Below are 17332 nucleotides of genomic sequence, written 5' to 3'. Positions count from 1 at the left end.
CCGTGACGCCCGGACGGATGCCGGTCCGGGCTGAGGCGGGATCACAGTTTGGGCAAACTGCCCGTGGTGGGATGTTCCTGGCCGGGCAGCGGACGGGCGAACGGCACCTTCGTGCCCAGAACCTGCGCCACCACGTCATGCGTGATCTGGCGGGCGGTCAGCCCAACGCGCTCCATGACCTGGCCGCGGGTGCCGTGATCCAGGAATTCCACTGGGAGGCCCACTTCGTTCAGGGCGGTGTCCACACCGGCGGCGCGCATTTCCTGCCGGATCCGGGATCCAACACCGCCGGCACGGACGCCGTCCTCGATGCAGACCACCAGCCGGTGCCGGGCAGCCAGGGCAACGATGGACTGACGGACCGGGAGAAGCCAGCGCGGGTCAACCACAGTGGAGCTGATTCCCTGGGCTCCCAGTCGGTTCGAGACATCGAGCGCGAGTTCGGACATGGCGCCCACACTGACAATCAGGACGTCGTTCTCCGTGGAACCGGCAGGACGGCGGGCCAGCACGTCAACGCCGTCACTCAGGCGTTCGAGCGCTTCGACCTCTGCGCCGACACTCCCCTTGGAGTACCGCACCACGCTGGGTGCGTCCTCGATGGCCACGGCCTCGCGGAGTTCCTCCCGGAGCCTGGTGGCGTCGCGGGGAGCCGCTAGGTGAAGTCCGGGCACGATCTGGACCATGGCCATGTCCCACATGCCGTGGTGGCTGGCCCCGTCGGGCCCGGTCACGCCGGCACGGTCAAGGACGATGGTCACACCCGCCTTGTGCAGGGCAACATCCATCAGCAGTTGGTCGAACGCGCGGTTCAGGAAGGTGGCGTAGACGGCCACCACGGGGTGCAGGCCGCCGAAGGCCATGCCGGCGGCCGAGGTGAGCGCATGCTGCTCGGCGATGCCGACGTCGAACACCCTTTCCGGGTGCCGCGCCGCGAAGGTGTGAAGGCCGACAGGGATCAGCATGGCCCCGGTGATTCCGACGATGTCCTCACGTTCGTCAGCGATCTTCGCGATTTCATCAGCGAAAACAGAGGTCCAGGACTTGGCGCCGCCAACGGCCTCGGTGGATTCGCCGGTCTCGGGGTCGATGATCCCGACGGCGTGGAACTGGTCCGCTTCGTGGGCCCTGGCGGGAGCGTAACCGTGGCCCTTCTCCGTCATGGCGTGGACAATCACCGGACCGGCGTAATTCTTGGCCGTGGACAGTGCGTGCTCCATGGCCTGTAGGTTGTGGCCGTCCACGGGGCCGATGTACTTCATGCCGAGGTCCTCGAACATGCCCTGGGGCGCCCACCAGTCCTTGATGCCCTTTTTCATGGCATGCAGGCTGCGGTAGGTGAACTGGCCCACGGGGCCGCCGTTCTGGAGCTTCCGCTTCCACCAGTCCAGGGTGCCTTCATAGGCGGGCGCGGCCCGGAACGAATCAATGGTGGGACGCAGGGACGCGAGGTAGTCCGCGAAGCCGCCAACGGTGGGGGCATATGAGCGGCCGTTGTCATTGACCACGATCACAACGCGGCGCTTTTTATCCGCCGCGATGTTGTTAATCGCTTCCCAGGCCATGCCTCCGGTCAGGGCGCCGTCACCCACAACCGCGATGACGTAGCGGTCGCCGTTGCCGGTCAACTGCCGGGCGCGGGAGATGCCGTCAGCCCAGGACAGCGACGAGGAGGCGTGGGAGCTCTCCACAATGTCGTGCTCGGATTCGGCCCGGGCGGGATACCCTGACATGCCGCCCTGCTGGCGGAGGGTGCTGAAATCCTGGCGGCCGGTCAGGAGCTTGTGAACGTAGGACTGGTGCCCCGTGTCAAAAACGATGCTATCGCGTGGCGAATCGAAGATCCGGTGCACAGCGATGGTCAGCTCGACCACCCCAAGGTTGGGCCCGAGGTGTCCGCCCGTCTGCGAGACGTTCCCGATGAGGAAGCTCCTGACCTCCGCAGCCAGCTGTTCCAGCTGCTCTTCGGTCAACTTACTCAGGTCCTGCGGATCATGGATGGTGTCCAAAATTCCCAACGGGCCCCTCCTTCGGGTGGTAGACATGCCTTTTAACTCTAACGCCTCGAAAGCGGCGCCGTATCCGGACCGTAGTGGCGCAATGCGCAAGGCCCCGGCCGGTCAGTGACCGGCCGGGGCCTTCAGCGTTCACACCGCAGGTTCGCGGTGATCAGCTAATTTGCGGAGATCTGCCGCAGCACATACTGCAGGATGCCGCCGTTGCGGTAGTAGTCCGCCTCGCCCGGGGTATCGATGCGCAGGACCGCATCGAAGGACGTGACCGAACCGTCCTCAGCGGTGGCTGTGACCTTGAGGGTCTTCGGCGTAGTGCCTTCGTTCAGGGCAGTGACGCCCTCAACCGCGAAGGTTTCCGTGCCGGTCAGGCCCAGGCTGGCGGCGTTCTGGCCGGCCGGGTACTGCAGCGGCAGGACGCCCATGCCGATGAGGTTGGAGCGGTGGATACGCTCGTAGCTCTCGGCAACGACAGCCTTGACGCCCAGCAGCGCCGTGCCCTTGGCGGCCCAGTCACGGGAGGAACCCGAGCCGTACTCCTTGCCTGCCAGGACAACCAGCGGCGTGCCGGCGGCCTGGTAGTTCTGGGCAGCATCATAAACGTAGGCCTGCGGGCCGTCAGCCTGCGTGAAGTCACGCGTGAAGCCGCCCTCGACGCCGTCGAGGAGCTGGTTCTTGATGCGGATGTTCGCGAAGGTGCCGCGGATCATGACTTCGTGGTTGCCACGGCGGGAGCCGTAGGAGTTGAAGTCCTTGCGCTCCACACCGTTGGCCAACAGGTACTGGCCGGCGGGGGTGTCCGACTTGAAGGAGCCAGCCGGGGAGATGTGGTCCGTGGTGACGGAATCGCCGAGCTTGAGCAGCACGCGCGCACCGGTGATGTCCTGGACCGGCTCCGGCTTTGCCTTCATGCCCTCGAAGTACGGGGGCTTCCGGACGTATGTGGACTTCTCGTCCCAAGCGAAGGTGTCGCCGGCCGGGGTGGAGAGTGCCTTCCAGCGGTCGTCGCCTTCGAAGACGCCCTCGTAGCCGCGGGCAAACATTTCCTTGTCGATCGAGGAATCGATGACCTGCTGGACCTCCACCGGGTTCGGCCAGATGTCCTTCAGGAACACGTCGTTGCCGGCCTCGTCCTGGCCCAGGGCGTCGTTGTCGAAGTCGAAGTCCATGGAACCGGCCAGGGCGTAGGCGATGACCAGTGGCGGGGAAGCCAGGTAGTTCATCTTCACGTCCGGGTTGATCCGGCCTTCGAAGTTACGGTTGCCGGACAACACTGCGGTGACGGAAAGGTCGTTGGCCTGGATGGCCTCGGAGATTTCGGCGTCGAGCGGTCCGGAGTTGCCGATGCAGGTGGCGCAGCCGTAGCCCACGATGTAGAAGCCGAGCTTCTCCAGGTAAGGCGTCAGGCCGGACTTCTCGTAGTAGTCCGTGACGACCTTCGAGCCCGGGGCCACCGACGTCTTGACCCACGGCTTGGAGGCCAGGCCCTTGTCGACGGCGTTGCGCGCCAACAGTGCGGCGGCAAGCATCACCGACGGGTTGGAGGTGTTGGTGCAGGACGTGATCGACGCGATGGAGACCGCGCCGTGGTCCAGCTCGAACTCGCGGCCGTCAGCGGTTTTGACGTGTACCGGGCTGGACGGACGTCCCTCAGCGCCGTTGGCTGCGGACTCGACGCGCGCGCTTTCGGTGGTGTGGGAATCGGCGTGGGTGAACGAGGGCGGGTCCGAAGCCGGGAAGGACTCATCAAGGGACTCGTCAACGCTGCCGTCTTCGATCGCCACGTAGTTGTGGATGTCCTTGCGGAACTGCTCCTTGGCATCCGTGAGCTCGATGCGGTCCTGGGGACGCTTCGGCCCTGAGATGGAGGGAACCACTGTGGACAGGTCAAGCTCGAGGTATTCGGAGAACTTGATTTCGTGCGAGGGATCGTGCCAGAGGCCCTGTTCCTTCGCGTAGGCCTCGACGAGCGCCACGTTTTGCTCTGACCGGCCGGTGAGGCGGAGGTACTCGAGGGTGACGTCGTCGATCGGGAACATCGCCGCGGTGGAACCGAATTCGGGGCTCATGTTGCCGATGGTGGCGCGGTTGGCCAGCGGCACTGCCGCCACACCTTCGCCGTAGAACTCCACAAACTTGCCCACCACACCGTGCTTGCGCAACTGCTCGGTGATGGTCAGGACCACGTCGGTGGCGGTGGCGCCGGCCGGAATGGAACCGGTCAGCTTGAAGCCCACAACGCGGGGAATCAGCATGGAGACGGGCTGGCCAAGCATGGCTGCCTCGGCTTCAATTCCGCCCACGCCCCAGCCGAGCACTCCCAGGCCGTTGACCATGGTGGTGTGGGAGTCGGTGCCCACGCAGGTGTCCGGGTAAGCGCGGAGCGCCCCGTCCACTTCGCGGGTCATCACGGTGCGTGCCAGGTACTCAATATTGACCTGGTGCACAATGCCGGTTCCCGGGGGCACAACCTTGAAGTCATCAAATGCGGTCTGGCCCCAGCGAAGGAACTGGTAACGCTCACCATTGCGCTGGTATTCGATCTCCATATTGCGCTCCAGTGCGCCGGAGTTGCCGAAGGCGTCGATCTGCACGGAGTGGTCGATCACCATTTCGGCGGGAGCGAGGGGGTTGACCCGCTTGGGGTCACCGCCAAGCTCCTTGACTGCTTCACGCATGGTGGCCAGGTCCACAACGCAGGGCACGCCAGTGAAGTCCTGCATGATCACGCGCGCCGGCGTGAACTGGATTTCAGTGTCGGGCTCGGCGTTGGGGTCCCAACCGGCCAGTGCGCGGACGTGATCGGCCGTAATGTTCGCGCCGTCCTCAGTCCTCAACAGGTTTTCAAGCAATACCTTGAGGCTGAACGGAAGGTTTTCTGCACCTTCAACGGAGTTCAACCGGAAAATTTCGTATTCGGTACCGGCTACATTAAGTTTGCCTTTTGAACCGAAGCTGTCCACAATGCTCATCGCAGGACTCCTCTCGCAACAGTTTCATCTTTGTCGCGCCGCAGACCCCTTGCTAGTTAGGTGGCCCTAACTAGTGCTTGGCCTTGTTCACACAAGGTTCGTACAGGGTGCAGGAGGTCAGCCGTGATTACGGAGCGCGACGTCGGACTACTCCGCCCATCCTAGTGGCCTCAGCCCCGGGGAGTCAGTAGCGCCACAGTCTCCATATGGTGGGTATGCGGGTACAGGTCGAAGGCGCGGAGGCCCGACAGTTCCCAGCCGGAGTGCCGGAAGTAGCCCACGTCGCGGGCAAAGGACGCCGGATCACAGGACACGTAGGCCACGGCCCGCGGGCCCGCCCCGACCAACTGGCTCACGACAGCCTTGCCGGCGCCGGCGCGGGGCGGGTCCAGCAGGATGGCGTCGAACGTGCGCGCTTTCTCGCGCAGGACGCGTTCCACCCGGCCCTGAACGATCTCGACCTGGGGTGCGTCATGCAGGTTTTTGCGTGCGTCCCGGCTGGTGCCGGGCGATCCTTCCACGGACAGCACGGACCCGGTGACACCCACGGCGTCGGCGAGCGGGGCGGTGAACAGGCCGGCCCCGGCGTACAGGTCCGCCACCGCGGCGCCCGGTTCCAGGAAGGCGCCCTCGCGCAGGAAGCCGGTCACGGCGCCCGCGAGGGTGTCCGGGCCGTCCCGGTGGATTTGCCAGAAACCGTCGCCGGTGACCCGGAAATCATGGCCCGCGGCGCTCTCCTGGACGTAGGTGCGTCCGCGCAGCCGCAGCACTTCGCCCTTGACCGGATCGAAGCTGGCCACCGAGACGTCCTCGGGCAGCTGCGCGAGGACCGCACTGAGCCGGTTGGCCCGGGTTCCCTCGGCCGGGACCAGGAGCACGAGTGGCCGGGAGCCGTTGGCCGGGGCGGCAACCTCAATGCGTTCGATGCCCTGCAGGTCGATGTCCCAGAGCCGGAGGGCGTTGATGGCATCCACGGCCAGGGGCATTTCCCGCACCGGGAGGACCGTGTCGGAGCGGTGCGCGTGCATGCCGAGCTTTCCGGCGGGGGTCACCGCGAAGCCGGCCCGGGTACGCCAGGCGAGGCCCGGCGTCGTTCCGGAGTCCCCCACAGCCCCCACGGCCTCCACGCTGAGCTGCTCCGCCGAGGGCGCGAAGTCGACGCCAGCCAGGCGCTTGAGCTGTTCGGCCAGGACATCGGCTTTGAGGCTGCGCTGCCGGTCCAGGGAGATGTGGCCCAGTTCGGCGCCGCCCACCGGCGGGTGGCCGTGCGACCAGGCGCGCAGGGAATCAGCAAGATGCCAGAAGTGCGGCACCCGGTCCGGTGAGGCCTCGAGAACCTCCACGACGTCGGCCCGCCAAAATTTCGAGCCCTCCCCCGCATCCGTCAGGCGGATCCGTACTTTCTCGCCGGGCACGGCATGCCGGACGAACACCACTCGGCCTTCGTGGCGTGCCACGCAGTGGCCGCCGTGCGCGATCGGCCCGATATCCACCACGATATCGGCTTGGGTCCGGGTCCTGGTCTCGGCGTTCATCGGATGTCCTGCAGTTTCTTCGCTTCTTCGGATGACTTGAGCTGCCAGGGAACGCTGGCCACCATGACGCCGGGTTCGAAGTGTAGCCGGGTCTTGATGCGCAGAGCAGTCTGGTTATGGACCAGCTGCTCCCACCATTTGCCCACGACATATTCGGGGATGTAGACCACGATGAGGTCGCGGGGCGAATCCCGCCGCATGGTCTTGATGTACTCCATGATGGGCGTGACCGTTTCACGGTACGGGCTGGCGAGGACCGTCAGCGGCACCGGGATCTCGAGCTTCTCCCAGTCGGCGAGGGTGTGGGCGGTCTCCTCCGTGTTGATGTCCACCGTGATCGCGTCAAGGCGCGAGGGCCGGGAGGCCCGGGCGTAGGCCAGCGCGCGCAGCACCGGCTTGCGGACATGGGACACGAGCAGCACGGCGTGCACGCGGGAGGGAAGCGCGCGGGGCGAGGAGTCCTCGTCAACGGCAAGTTCCTTGGCCACGTTGTCATAGTGAGCACGGATGCTCCACATGATGAGGAACAGGATGAACATGGCCAGGAGGGCGATCCAGGCGCCCTGCTGGAACTTCGTGATCAGCACGATGGTCAGCACCAGTGCGGTCATCCCGAAACCGACCATGTTGATGCTGCGTGATTTCAGCATCCGGCGCCGCAGCGTTTTATCCTTGGCCAGCTTCAGCTCGCGCCCCCAGTGCCGGATCATGCCAAGCTGGCTCATGGTGAACGAAATGAACACCCCCACGATGTACAGCTGGATGAGCTTGGTGACGTCCGCGTTGAAGGCCAGGATCAGCACCAGGGCGCCGGCGGCCAGTGCGATCACGCCGTTGCTGAATGCGAGCCGATCTCCCCTGGTGCGCAGCTGGCGCGGCAGGTAGCCGTCCTGCGCCAGGATTGATCCGAGCACGGGGAAGCCGTTGAAGGCGGTGTTGGACGCGAAAACCAGGATGACGCCGGTGGCGGCAACCACCAGGTAGAACGGGAACGAGCCCGCTCCGAAGATGGTTTGGGCGATCTGGCTGATGGCTGGGTTCTGGATGTAGTCTTCCGGCAGCGGCTTGCCGTCCAGCAGGAATTCCTTGGCGGGATCGAGCACAATGTGAACTTTGGTGGCATTGGCCAGGTAGAGGATGCCGGCCAGCATGGACGCGGCAATGACGCCCAGCAGCAACAGCGTGGTCGCCGCGTTCTTGCTCTTGGGCTTCTGGAAGTTCGGAACACCGTTGCTGATGGCCTCCACACCGGTCAACGCGGCGGCGCCCGAGGAGAACGCGCGGAGCAGAAGGAAAGCACCGGCCAGGCCCACCACGCCCTGGTCGAAACCCGCCTCCGGCACGATGGTGAAGGCGGCCGACGGCGCCTCTCCGAGTTGGCCGGTGGCGGCCTGGAACACCCCGACGGCAGTCATGCCCAGGATCGACGCCATAAAGATATAGGTCGGCACCGCGAAGACGCTTCCGGCCTCCTTGATGCCACGCAGGTTCACGAGGGCCAGGACCACAACGCCAATGGTGGCGATAGCGGCCTGCTGCCCATGCAGCGACGGGACAGCGGTGGTCAGGTAGGCAGCCGCTGAGGACATGGAGACAGCGACGGTCAGCACGTAGTCGACCAGGAGCGCGGACGCAACGGTCAAGCCGGCGAATTTGCCCAGGTTCTCGTTGGCGATTTCGTAGTCGCCGCCGCCCGAGGGATAGGCATGCACGTTCTGCCGGTAGGACGCCACAACGGTGAGCAGCACCACCATAACGGCGATCCCAACCCATGGCGAGAACGCCACGGCACTGACACCGGCCAGGGCGAGCGTCAGCAGGATTTCATCCGGGGCGTAGGCCACCGACGAAAGTGCGTCGGAGGCGAAAATAGGAAGCGCGATCCGCTTCGGCAGCAGGGTGTGGGCCATACGGTCGTTCCGGAAGGGCCTCCCCACCAGCACCCGCTTTACGGCATTCAGAATTGTCAGCACTCAACAAAGTTAGTCTGATTCGGACGCGATGTCATGACGGTAACTTCACGGCACCGCGCTGGCCCGCGGTGACGGGCTCCCGGCTGCGATGAGCGGCCGGGCTGCCGGTAGAGTCTAGGCAGCAGCAGGAACAAACACTTTGAGGAGGCACGTTGGCGCACTTCGTGATCATGGGTTGTGGACGTGTGGGGGCAACGCTGGCGCACACCCTTGAGGACGCGGGCCATTCCGTGGCCATCATCGACCAGGACGACCGCGCTTTCCGCAGGCTCAGGACAGGATTTTCCGGCCGCAAGGTCACCGGCGTCGGCTTCGACCGGGAAACCCTGAAACAAGCCGGTGTAGCCGAGGCCTATGCGTTCGCGGCGGTGTCCAGTGGTGACAACTCGAACATTCTGGCAACGCGCGTTGCGCGCGAAACGTTCCACGTCCCCCACGTTGTGGCCCGTATTTATGATCCGGGACGGGCCGAAATCTACCAGCGCCTGGGCATTCCCACGGTGGCGGCCGTCCGTTGGAGCGCGGACCAGGTCCTGCGCCGCATCCTCCCCGAGCAGCACCTCGCGGGAGACTTCCGGGAGCCCTCGGGGCGGCTGATGCTCGCGGAACTTGAGCTCGACCCCGCCTGGATCGGGCATCCGGTCTCCGCCATCGAAAAGGCCGCCGAAATACGCGTCGCCTACCTGACCCGCTTCGGCGAAGGCATGCTGCCCGGGCCCGGAACCTCCTACCAGGAGGGCGACACGGTGCATGCGATGCTCCGCCTCGACCGGAGCGCCGAAGTGTCCCACATTCTTGCCAAAGCACCCGCCAAGGAGTCGTAAGTGAAAGTCGTCATCGTAGGGGCGGGCAGCGTCGGGTCATCGATCGCCCGTGAACTCCTGTCCCACAAGCATGAGATCCTCCTCATCGACCTTAAGCCCGAGGTGATCGGCCGCAGCGGGCTGCGCGGCGCCCACTGGCTGGTCGGCGACGCCTGCGAGCTGAGCACGCTGCAGGACGCCCAGCTCGAGGACGCCGACGTCGTGGTGTCCGCCACCGGTGACGACAAGGTCAACCTGGTGGTCTCGCTGCTGGCCAAGACCGAGTTCGGCGTCGGCAGGACCGTGGGCCGGGTCAACAACCCCAAGAACGACTGGATGTTTGACGACTCCTGGGGCGTCGACGTCGCGGTTAACACCCCGCAACTGATGACCGCGCTCGTTGAGGAAGCCGTTGAAATTGGCGACCTGGTCCGGTTGCTGACGCTGCAGACCGGCGTCTCGTCCCTGGTCGAGTTCACGGTGCCCCATGATTCGCACGTGATCGGCCTGACCGTGGGCGATATTGAGTGGCCGGAGGACTCCACCCTGGTGGCGATCCTGCGCGACCAGGCACCCATCACCCCCAGCCGCGACGACGTGTTGGACGGCGGTGATGAGCTGTTTTTCGTCACCACCATCGCAGCCGAAGACCAGCTGCGCGCCCTGCTCTCACCCGAACAACCGGCGGAGCTGCACGACGCCGACGAGCCGCCCGGACCGCATGATGTGGTTGGGGAAGACAACGGCTTCGACGGCTGATCAGCCCAGGCAGAGGGCCCCAAACCAAAAAGGCCCCGGGCGTGCAGTCCAGCACGCCGGGGCTTTCTCATGGTCTACTGGTGCGCGGCTGACCGGTCTGCGGCGGCCGGTTTGGTGAGCAGCCAGGCGACCCACACGCCCAGAATGTACAGCGGCGCACCCATGATGAGCCGCGTGGTGGCAAGGGCCGCCAGGCCCGGTTCACCCAGGAAATACAACGGAACCTGGACGATCAGCCGAAGCGCCAGCACGGACACGATGACCCATGTTCCCAGCCGGTACGCCCTGACGCGCGCCGGATCCTTGCGCCATTCCAGGCCCTCGTTTCGGACAAAACCGAACAGCAGGCCGGCTATGGGCCAGCGGAGCGCAATGGAGAGGACCATCGCTGCGATGTAGGCGGCATTGGTAAAGAAACCCGGGACGTAGAAATCTTCGGCTTTTCCAGTGGTGTTCGCGAGCCACGCGGAAATTCCGACGCCGACAATTCCCGCCAATGCCTGGGTCAGGGGGCGCCGCTGGACCAGCCGGACCACCGTGAAGACCGCCGCGGCGGCCAATGCCGCCACCAGCGAAAGCGTCAGTTCGCGGGTCACGGTGAAGGCAACGAGGAACACCAGGCCGGGAAGAATGCTTTCGGCGATGCCCTGCATCCCGCCCGCGGTCTTGAGGACGTCGACGCGTCCGTCGCTGGAGCGGTGAAGACCCGCCTTGACCGCGTAGCCTTCGGCGAGCTCGGCAACGGAGGCGGACTCGGAGACCGGCCCGCGCTTGGCGGTGCCTTCGGAGTCCGGGTTGTTGGGCGAGGTCATTGGTCCTCCTGGCGGGACAATATTTCATAGCGTGGGTTGAACATGGTGGGCAGCCCGTCGCGCATGGTCAGCATGCCTTCCAGGCGGAGTTCGCTGCCGGCCTCAATGCCGGGCACCCGCCGCCGGCCGAGCCAGATGACCCGGAGCCGGTCACGTTTCGCGAAAGCGCCCGTCTTCCGCACCTTTGTTGCCTCACCGTTGGCGCCGGAGCTGCTGCTTTTCCTCTTTTGCGGAAGGTCGTGCTCGGTGACGATCGCCGTGAAGCTTGCCACCTGGCTGGCCGGAACGTAGGTCACCGATTCGATATAACCCCGGCACAGCGCCCGTCCGCGGTCGGGCAATCCACTGATGGAGAGTTCCGGCTGCCGGGGTTTGCCCGCGGGATCAGCCAATCTGGGTAATCTCCGGTCCACGTTCGGGACGCTCGAACTCGGGGGCGCCGGGCTGGGGAACCGCCGCGTCCTTCGGCAGGCGGAGCTGGAGCAGGTCCCGCGGCGGCATGGGGTTTTCGCCCCGGACCACCACAATCTGGCGGAACATCGCTTCCAGCCTGGCCGCGGCATCCCGGTCCACGGCAGCGTCGCCGCCAAGGACGCCGCGCAGGAACCAGCGCGGGCCGTCGACGCCGATGAACCGTGCCACGCGGTAGCCGCTGCTGCCGTCCGCGTTTCCTGCGGGCAGCTTCGCCACCAGCTCGGTGCCGAAATTACCCGGGATTTCCTCGACCTGTCCGCCTTGGCTTCCCACGGACTGCCCGATCTGTTCGCGGATTTCGTCCCACAAACCTTCGGACCGTGGGGCGGCGAATGCCTGGAGCTGAAGACTCGAACCATCAAGGTCCATGGTGACTGCCACCACCCGCTGCGTCGCCTCTTCGACTTCGAGCCTCAGCTGGAGACCCTCACGCGGCGCTATGAGCAGTGCGCCAAGGTCCACGTAGCCGTCCGTGCTTTCGATCTCGGAAACGTCGAAGGGCCCGGAGGTCCGGTCGGAACCGTCCGCCGCGTCTTTGGCCGAGCCGCCGGCTGCGGCTTCCTGGGCTTCCCCCGGCTCTGCTGCCTGGTCCTTCTTGGCTTTCCTGCCACGCCCAAAAACCATGGGGTTGTCTCCTTAGTAGTGATCCCGCGTAGTTGTGATCCCGCGGCCTATGCCTGCGGTGAAGCGAAGCCGCCGGTTGACCCAAAGCCGCCATCGCCCCGGACTGACGCGCTCAGTTCCGCGACAGCCACAAACTGCGCGTACTCCACGCGTTGAATGACCATTTGTGCAATTCTATCGCCGCGGCGAAGCTCGATGGCGTGCTCGCGGTCCGTGTTCAGCAACGTCACGGCGATCTCACCGCGGTATCCCGCGTCAACGGTTCCGGGGGCGTTGACCACAGTGAGTCCATGCTTGGTGGCCAGCCCGGAGCGCGGGTGGATCAGCGCAACGTAGCCGTTGGGCAATGCGATGGACACGCCGGTGGGTACCAGCCGGCGTTCCCCAGGACCCAGCAGCACATCCTCCCGGGCGCGAAGGTCCGCTCCAGCGTCGCCGGGGTGGGCGTAGGACGGCATCTCAAGGCCGTCGTCGAGCATTTTCAGCTGGACCGTGAGGGTGGGGGATCCGTACGCCCCCGCGCCGGCGTCCGCGGAGTTTTTCGGCAAAGTGCTTACGGCTGCAGTTTCTTCAGTCACAGTCATTCACTCTAACGCCCGCGCCGCGCGTGCTCCTAGCCGCGGGCGCCCCACCCCGGCTCCGACGCCAAGGTGAAATACCCAGGCAAAGGTGGAAAGCTGGGCATATGCCCGAATCAAGCGCAGCCGCGTCTGCCCCCAACAGCACTCCCCACGGACCCACTGTTCTTTACAGCGAAAAGCTGAGCCCCAGCCTGTGGATCTGGCTGGTGGCGGTGGGGGTCTCCGCGGCCGGCATCCTCGTGCTGGCGCCGATCAGCATGAGCGCCGGTTACACAGCGGCGGTGGTGCTGTTCGTCATCATTTCGGTCCTGCTGCTGGTGTCCACGCCGTCCATCACCGTCACAACCGAGTCCCTGCAGGTTGGGCGCGCCACCATCGAGCGCCGCTATGTGGGCACAGTCCAGCAGTTCCGCGGTAAGGAAGCCACGGCGGAACGGGGAACCCGGCTGCACGGGCTCGCCTACCTGTGCCTCCGCGGCTGGGTGGATCCGGTGGTGCGGATTGAGATCACGGATCCGTCGGACCCCACGCCGTACTGGCTTACGTCCACGAGGCGGCCGGAGGCGCTGGTCCAGGCGCTCACCACATCCTGAGCCCTCCCTGCATGCCGGATATCCACGATCCCGCAGTCTTCGGATCCTGCCGGCCCGGTCCCTCGCCAGCTCAGCCTTCGCAGTCCTTGCAGAAGAGCATCCCGTCCTTTTCGCGGGCGATCTGCGAGCGGTGACGGACCAGGAAGCATGACGAGCAGGTGAATTCATCAGCCTGGGCGGGCAGGACCCGGACCAGGAGTTCCTCACCGGACAGATCGGCCCCGGGGAGTTCGTAGCCTTCCGCGAGGTCGGACTCGTCCTCATCCACCACCGCCGTGGGCTTGTCAGTACGCCGGGCTTTCAGCTCCTCGATGGAATCTTCGTTCAGTTCCTCTTCTGATTTCCGCGGCGCATCATAATCTGTCGCCATTAGCTCTTGCTCACACTCCGCATTGGTTCGGTTGGTTCGCCAGCCTCCTGAGCGCGGGACCAGGGATTCCTCCCCGATGGCACGGCTTCGGCGTCCGGTTCACCGATGTCAACGCTGGATCCCCTGTTTTTGTGCCCGGTCCAGGGAGCCATTTTTACGCATGTGGCGGCCAAAAGCGAGAGTTTCGCGGGGCCGCCACCGGGCAGGCGGCTCCGAGGGCCGGAAAGTCGCGGAATATCGCGGCGCGCCCTCTCCCCTAACAGGTATTTGGGCCGCCGGGTGGCAGAGTTTCGAATGTCAGTAATGCCAGGGTGGAGGATTTGTATGCAGGATCTACGGCTTGTAGGCGTCCACGACGACGGGAAGCATCTCCTGTTGAGCGGCGCCGGCGGCGAGATGTTCCAGCTGCCGATCGATGAAGCACTGCGGGCGGCGGCCAGCCGGTCTCCCGGGAAGGCTGCGGCAAGTGCCGCGGCAGCACCGGTGGCTATGTCCCCGCGCGATATCCAGGCGCGCATCCGCAGCGGAGCCACGGCTGCCGAGGTGTCCGAGCTTTCCGGCATTCCGCTGGCCAAGGTCCAGCGCTACGAGGGGCCGGTGCTGGCTGAACGCGAATATGTGGCCCAGCAGGCGCGGAAGGTGGAAGTGGCCTCACCCGCCCCTGGCCACGATGCCTACCGTTCCGCTTTCGGCGACAATCCAGCATCCTTGGGCGAAATGGTGGCGCACCGCCTGACCGCCCACGGCATTGAAGCATCATCCGTGGAGTGGGACTCATGGCGGCGCCCCGACGGCAGCTGGACAGTGGTGGCGCGGTTCGAGGCCCGTCCCGGCGGTTATGCCAACATTGGCGAGGAACCTCCGGCCATGTGGACGTTCAACCCTGCCCGAAAGTCGCTCCACAACGCCAACCGCTGGGCACAGCAGCTCAGCGAGCTTGAACTCATGGACGGACCTGTTCCCGCCCGCCGCCTGACCGCGGTATCGGACCGTCCCTTTGATTTTGAAACCGATGCCGAAGCAGCCGCCGCCCGCACGGCGTCGGGAACATCCGGCAAGGACCCCGACGGGCTGCTGGACATGCTGCGCTCGCGCCGCGGGCAGCGACTCGGCGTCGATGAGGACGCCGACGACGCCTTGGCGCTCCTGTTGACCAACGGCGTTCCGGCGGCGCATCCACGGCCATCCGAAGTGGAAGCACAGCCCGAACCCGAGGCCACCCAGCCGGTCTCCGCTGAAGCGGGCAGTGAAGAAGAGGGTGCCCCGGCCGCCGAGGTGGACACCCTCAGCCGCAAGCGGGAAAGCCGCGCTTCGGTCTTTTCCCGCCTGAGCCTGGCGCCGCGCCGCTCCGGTGACGAGGAGGACCTCCTGAAGCTGCATGACGGCGTCAGCACGGATACCCGGGAAATCACCATTGTGGCGTCCCAGCTGAGGCCGGTGCTGGCAGATGAGGCAAAAATAGCTCAGACGCAGGCCGACCAGACGCAACCCGGTCCAACAAAGGCCGGTCGGGCAGAAGCTGCCCAGGGCCGCACGGGCCAGTCTCAGATGGTCGACAGTGACCAGGACCGGGACCAAGGCTCCCGTAACCCGGCGCTCTCTGGCCGCGAAGGCAGCCCCAATGTGGGACTCGATGAGCTCCTGGGCGGCGGCGGCCCTCGTCGTCGTGCGGATGCCACCGCGGCCGGCCGCGGTGAGCGTGACCCGGAGCAGCCTGAACGGCAGCCGTCAAAGCCCAAGCGCTCCAGCGTTCCCAGCTGGGACGAAATAGTTTTCGGGGCGCGGGGCGACTAGACCAGGCCGAAGCTTCAGCTGCGCCGGGACTCAAGCCCGGCCAAGGCCCGCCCGCCGCTCAACCGCCGCTCAATTCCGGCTGGGCCGCTGACCGTTGGAGCCCTGCCACAGGCAGGCGTCCACCTCGAAGGGCAGCAAAGGATCCTGTTCGGCCATCATGTTGGCCCCGTGTGCCGTGACCCGGCGCATGAAATGCCGCCGGCACAGCGTTTCGTAACCCACCACCGGGGTGCGTCCTTCCCCGCTCGGATCGGAAGCGTCCACCGCCATATCGACGTCGCCCACCACAACCTGTGCGCCTTCGGTGACCATGACACCGTCCACGGTGCGGGCGTTGTGGGTGGCCCGCCGTCCGCACCAGCACAGGGCCTCAACCTGCAGGACCTGCACGCGGTCAGCAAGTTCGATCAGCCGCTGGGAGCCGGGGAAAAGGCGGGTGCGGAAATCCGCGCTGATCCCGAAGGCGAAGACATCGACGTCGATTTCGTCCACCACCCGCGCCAGCTGCTCCACCTGGAGGGGCGAATAGAACTGGGCCTCATCGCAAATCAGATAGTCAACGCGCAGGCCCAAGGTGCGGCGCTGCACCACTTCATCCCAGAAGTCCGTGGAGTCCAGAACCTCCACGCAGCCGGTCTCCAGCCCCAACCGGCTGGAGATGCGGGATCCGCCTGCCCGGTCGTTCCGGCTGAACCTCACGCCGCCTCGGCCACGGGCCCGGTGGTTGTAGTCCATCTGGAGCGCGAGAGTGGACTTTCCGCAGTCCATGGTGCCCGAGAAAAAGACCAGTTCAGCCACGGGCGCCCTTTCGGCCCTGGGCTTGGAAACAGAGCAGCGGCACCTCCCGCTCGGCCTTCGTCAGCGAGCCGTGCTGGCCCACCACCTCCAGCGCCGTGGGCCGGACCCGGCGGGTGTCATAGAAGGCCAGTGCGTCCCGCGCGGCGATGAGGACGTGACCGATCCGCGGGGCCACCTCCGGGCGGACTTCGCCAAACAAACCGGCGGACACGGCCTGTTCGCGGGTGAACGCCCAGATACGTTCGCCGAAGCGTGAGCGCCAGGACTCCAGCAGCCGGGCGCGGGCCTCCTGGTCCGCGCCGTCCTCGAGATAAAGGTGGACCATTCGCGGTTCCCCCGCGGTGTGGCGGACCCCCTCGATCAGGTCCGGCTCCGCGGAGTAGTCAATGCGCTGGGACTCGGGAACATCCAGCATGCCGTGATCGGCCGTCAGCAGCACAGTGGTGCCCGGCGGCAATGTGGCATTGAGCCGCCGGACAGTGGCGTCGAGTTCTTCGAGCTGGTGCTCCCACTGCGCGGACTGGCAACCGTAGCGGTGGCCGGCTTTGTCGAGGTCGTTGAGGTAGAAATACATCAACGAGCTGTCGGCCTCCAGCATGGCCTCAGCGGCAGCGGCGGTCCGGGCGTGCGCCGTGGTGGCCGCCAGGAAGCGTCCGCCCCTCAGCGCAGCCTGCGTCATGGGCGAGTTGCCGAACTGAGGCAGGCTGACCGTGGTGACGTCGGTATGCGGCGCGGCGCGCTCGAACACCGTGGGGAACGGCTGCCATGCGAGCGGGTCCACGCCGGGATCCCAGTTCCCGAGCATGTTCACCACTTTGTCCTGGTCCGGATCCAGGACGTCATAGCCCACCATGCCGTGCTGCCCGGCTGCCAGTCCGGTGCCGAAGCTGGCCAGGGACGACGCCGTGGTCGAGGGAAAAGCGGCGTCCAGCCAAACCGGCACGCCTCCTTGGCCCTGTTGCATCACCGAGCGCAGGAACGGTGTGTGGGCTATCTTTTGCTTCAGCAGACTCCTGCCCAGGCCATCAGCCAGCACCACGCATACGCGCTTGGCCCGGGGAAGATCCAGGCGGTTCTCAAATCCCGGGATTCCCAGGCTGGCGGCCGCGCTCGTGAGGACCTCGGCCACGGACTTCTGGCCAAAGGCAGGGGCGGCCGGCAGCGGGAAGCCGGCGGGAGCGTCTGCGTCGCAAGGACTGGTGGTGGTTTCGGCTCGCGGAATGGACGTCATC

At 65.8% G+C, this 17332-nt stretch carries 15 protein-coding genes; 4 read left to right on the top strand and 11 right to left on the bottom strand.

Going from position 1 to position 17332, the window contains the following annotated elements; genetic code table 11:
* Positions 1-41: 41 nt before the first annotated feature.
* The 4 genes from dxs to ACP4XC_RS08260 form a co-directional block, all read right to left on the bottom strand.
* Positions 42-2018: a 1-deoxy-D-xylulose-5-phosphate synthase gene (dxs, locus tag ACP4XC_RS08275; protein WP_427174425.1), complete on the bottom strand. Its 1977-nt coding sequence runs from the start codon at positions 2016-2018 to the stop codon at positions 42-44.
* Between the two features lie 155 nt (positions 2019-2173).
* On the bottom strand, positions 2174-4984 hold the full coding sequence (locus tag ACP4XC_RS08270) for an aconitate hydratase (RefSeq protein ID WP_427174423.1): 2811 nt from the start codon (positions 4982-4984) through the stop codon (positions 2174-2176).
* Positions 4985-5154: 170 nt separating this feature from the next.
* Complete coding sequence (locus tag ACP4XC_RS08265; RefSeq protein WP_427174422.1) at positions 5155-6519, bottom strand: class I SAM-dependent RNA methyltransferase; 1365 nt, start codon at positions 6517-6519, stop codon at positions 5155-5157.
* A complete protein-coding gene (locus ACP4XC_RS08260; RefSeq protein WP_427174421.1) occupies positions 6516-8492 on the bottom strand; it encodes an APC family permease in 1977 nt (658 codons plus the stop codon). The genes ACP4XC_RS08265 and ACP4XC_RS08260 overlap by 4 nt, the downstream gene beginning before the upstream one ends.
* A 152-nt stretch (positions 8493-8644) precedes the next feature.
* Here ACP4XC_RS08260 and ACP4XC_RS08255 point away from each other — a divergent pair, with 152 nt between their 5' ends.
* Together ACP4XC_RS08255 and ACP4XC_RS08250 are read left to right on the top strand one after the other, a co-directional pair.
* A complete protein-coding gene (locus ACP4XC_RS08255) occupies positions 8645-9316 on the top strand; it encodes a potassium channel family protein (RefSeq protein ID WP_427174420.1) in 672 nt (223 codons plus the stop codon).
* Positions 9317-10054, top strand: a complete 738-nt coding sequence (locus ACP4XC_RS08250; protein WP_427174419.1) for a potassium channel family protein — start codon at positions 9317-9319, stop codon at positions 10052-10054. It begins immediately after the preceding gene.
* A 74-nt stretch (positions 10055-10128) separates the two neighbouring features.
* On the opposite strand, the gene ACP4XC_RS08245 is transcribed toward ACP4XC_RS08250, so the two are convergent.
* From ACP4XC_RS08245 to dut, 4 genes are read right to left on the bottom strand one after another with little or no spacing between them, the layout of a single operon-like run.
* Positions 10129-10866, bottom strand: a complete 738-nt coding sequence (locus ACP4XC_RS08245; protein ID WP_427174418.1) for a DUF3159 domain-containing protein — start codon at positions 10864-10866, stop codon at positions 10129-10131.
* Positions 10863-11258: a hypothetical protein gene (locus ACP4XC_RS08240; RefSeq protein WP_427174417.1), complete on the bottom strand. Its 396-nt coding sequence runs from the start codon at positions 11256-11258 to the stop codon at positions 10863-10865. Before ACP4XC_RS08240 ends, ACP4XC_RS08245 begins: the two co-directional genes overlap by 4 nt.
* The gene (locus ACP4XC_RS08235; protein WP_427174416.1) at positions 11251-11964 is read right to left on the bottom strand and encodes a DUF3710 domain-containing protein; all 714 of its coding nucleotides are present in this window, start codon (positions 11962-11964) and stop codon (positions 11251-11253) included. Before ACP4XC_RS08235 ends, ACP4XC_RS08240 begins: the two co-directional genes overlap by 8 nt.
* A 47-nt stretch (positions 11965-12011) precedes the next feature.
* Complete coding sequence (gene dut, locus ACP4XC_RS08230) at positions 12012-12542, bottom strand: dUTP diphosphatase (protein ID WP_427174415.1); 531 nt, start codon at positions 12540-12542, stop codon at positions 12012-12014.
* Positions 12543-12649: 107 nt separating this feature from the next.
* On the opposite strand from dut, the gene ACP4XC_RS08225 reads away from it, so the two are divergent.
* Positions 12650-13138 (top strand): DUF3093 domain-containing protein, encoded by a 489-nt coding sequence (locus ACP4XC_RS08225; RefSeq protein WP_427174414.1) that lies wholly within the window; start codon positions 12650-12652, stop codon positions 13136-13138.
* A gap of 70 nt (positions 13139-13208) precedes the next feature.
* Here the strand turns inward: ACP4XC_RS08225 and ACP4XC_RS08220 are convergent, their stop codons facing one another.
* Positions 13209-13508, bottom strand: coding sequence for a DUF4193 domain-containing protein (locus ACP4XC_RS08220; protein WP_427174412.1), 300 nt, complete (start codon positions 13506-13508; stop codon positions 13209-13211).
* 324 nt (positions 13509-13832) lie between these two features.
* Between ACP4XC_RS08220 and sepH the strand changes: the two genes are divergently transcribed.
* Positions 13833-15302 carry a septation protein SepH gene (gene sepH / locus ACP4XC_RS08215; RefSeq protein ID WP_427174411.1) on the top strand — a complete coding sequence of 490 codons (1470 nt, stop codon included), beginning with the start codon at positions 13833-13835 and terminating at the stop codon, positions 15300-15302.
* A gap of 69 nt (positions 15303-15371) precedes the next feature.
* Here sepH and ACP4XC_RS08210 read toward each other — a convergent pair whose 3' ends face one another.
* Positions 15372-16100 (bottom strand): thymidine kinase, encoded by a 729-nt coding sequence (locus tag ACP4XC_RS08210; RefSeq protein WP_427174410.1) that lies wholly within the window; start codon positions 16098-16100, stop codon positions 15372-15374.
* Positions 16093-17331, bottom strand: a complete 1239-nt coding sequence (locus ACP4XC_RS08205) for an alkaline phosphatase family protein (RefSeq protein WP_427174409.1) — start codon at positions 17329-17331, stop codon at positions 16093-16095. The genes ACP4XC_RS08210 and ACP4XC_RS08205 overlap by 8 nt, the downstream gene beginning before the upstream one ends.
* Position 17332: the final 1 nt, after the last annotated feature.

The sequence above is a fragment of the Arthrobacter sp. 92 genome, assembly GCF_050260325.1.
In the GTDB taxonomy this organism is placed as follows: Bacteria; Actinomycetota; Actinomycetes; order Actinomycetales; family Micrococcaceae; genus Arthrobacter.
This window is presented reverse-complemented; position numbering and strand designations above follow the sequence as displayed.

Excerpts from the sequence above, each read along its gene's own strand:
- ACP4XC_RS08270 (WP_427174423.1), bottom strand. The coding sequence starts at position 4,984 with ATGAGCATTGTGGACAGCTTCGGTTCAAAAGGCAAACTTAATGTAGCC.
- ACP4XC_RS08265 (WP_427174422.1), bottom strand. The coding sequence starts at position 6,519 with ATGAACGCCGAGACCAGGACCCGGACCCAAGCCGATATCGTGGTGGAT.
- ACP4XC_RS08245 (WP_427174418.1), bottom strand. The coding sequence starts at position 10,866 with ATGACCTCGCCCAACAACCCGGACTCCGAAGGCACCGCCAAGCGCGGG.
- ACP4XC_RS08235 (WP_427174416.1), bottom strand. The coding sequence starts at position 11,964 with ATGGTTTTTGGGCGTGGCAGGAAAGCCAAGAAGGACCAGGCAGCAGAG.
- ACP4XC_RS08225 (WP_427174414.1), top strand. The coding sequence starts at position 12,650 with ATGCCCGAATCAAGCGCAGCCGCGTCTGCCCCCAACAGCACTCCCCAC.
- ACP4XC_RS08220 (WP_427174412.1), bottom strand. The coding sequence starts at position 13,508 with ATGGCGACAGATTATGATGCGCCGCGGAAATCAGAAGAGGAACTGAAC.
- sepH (WP_427174411.1), top strand. The coding sequence starts at position 13,833 with ATGCAGGATCTACGGCTTGTAGGCGTCCACGACGACGGGAAGCATCTC.
- ACP4XC_RS08205 (WP_427174409.1), bottom strand. The coding sequence starts at position 17,331 with ATGACGTCCATTCCGCGAGCCGAAACCACCACCAGTCCTTGCGACGCA.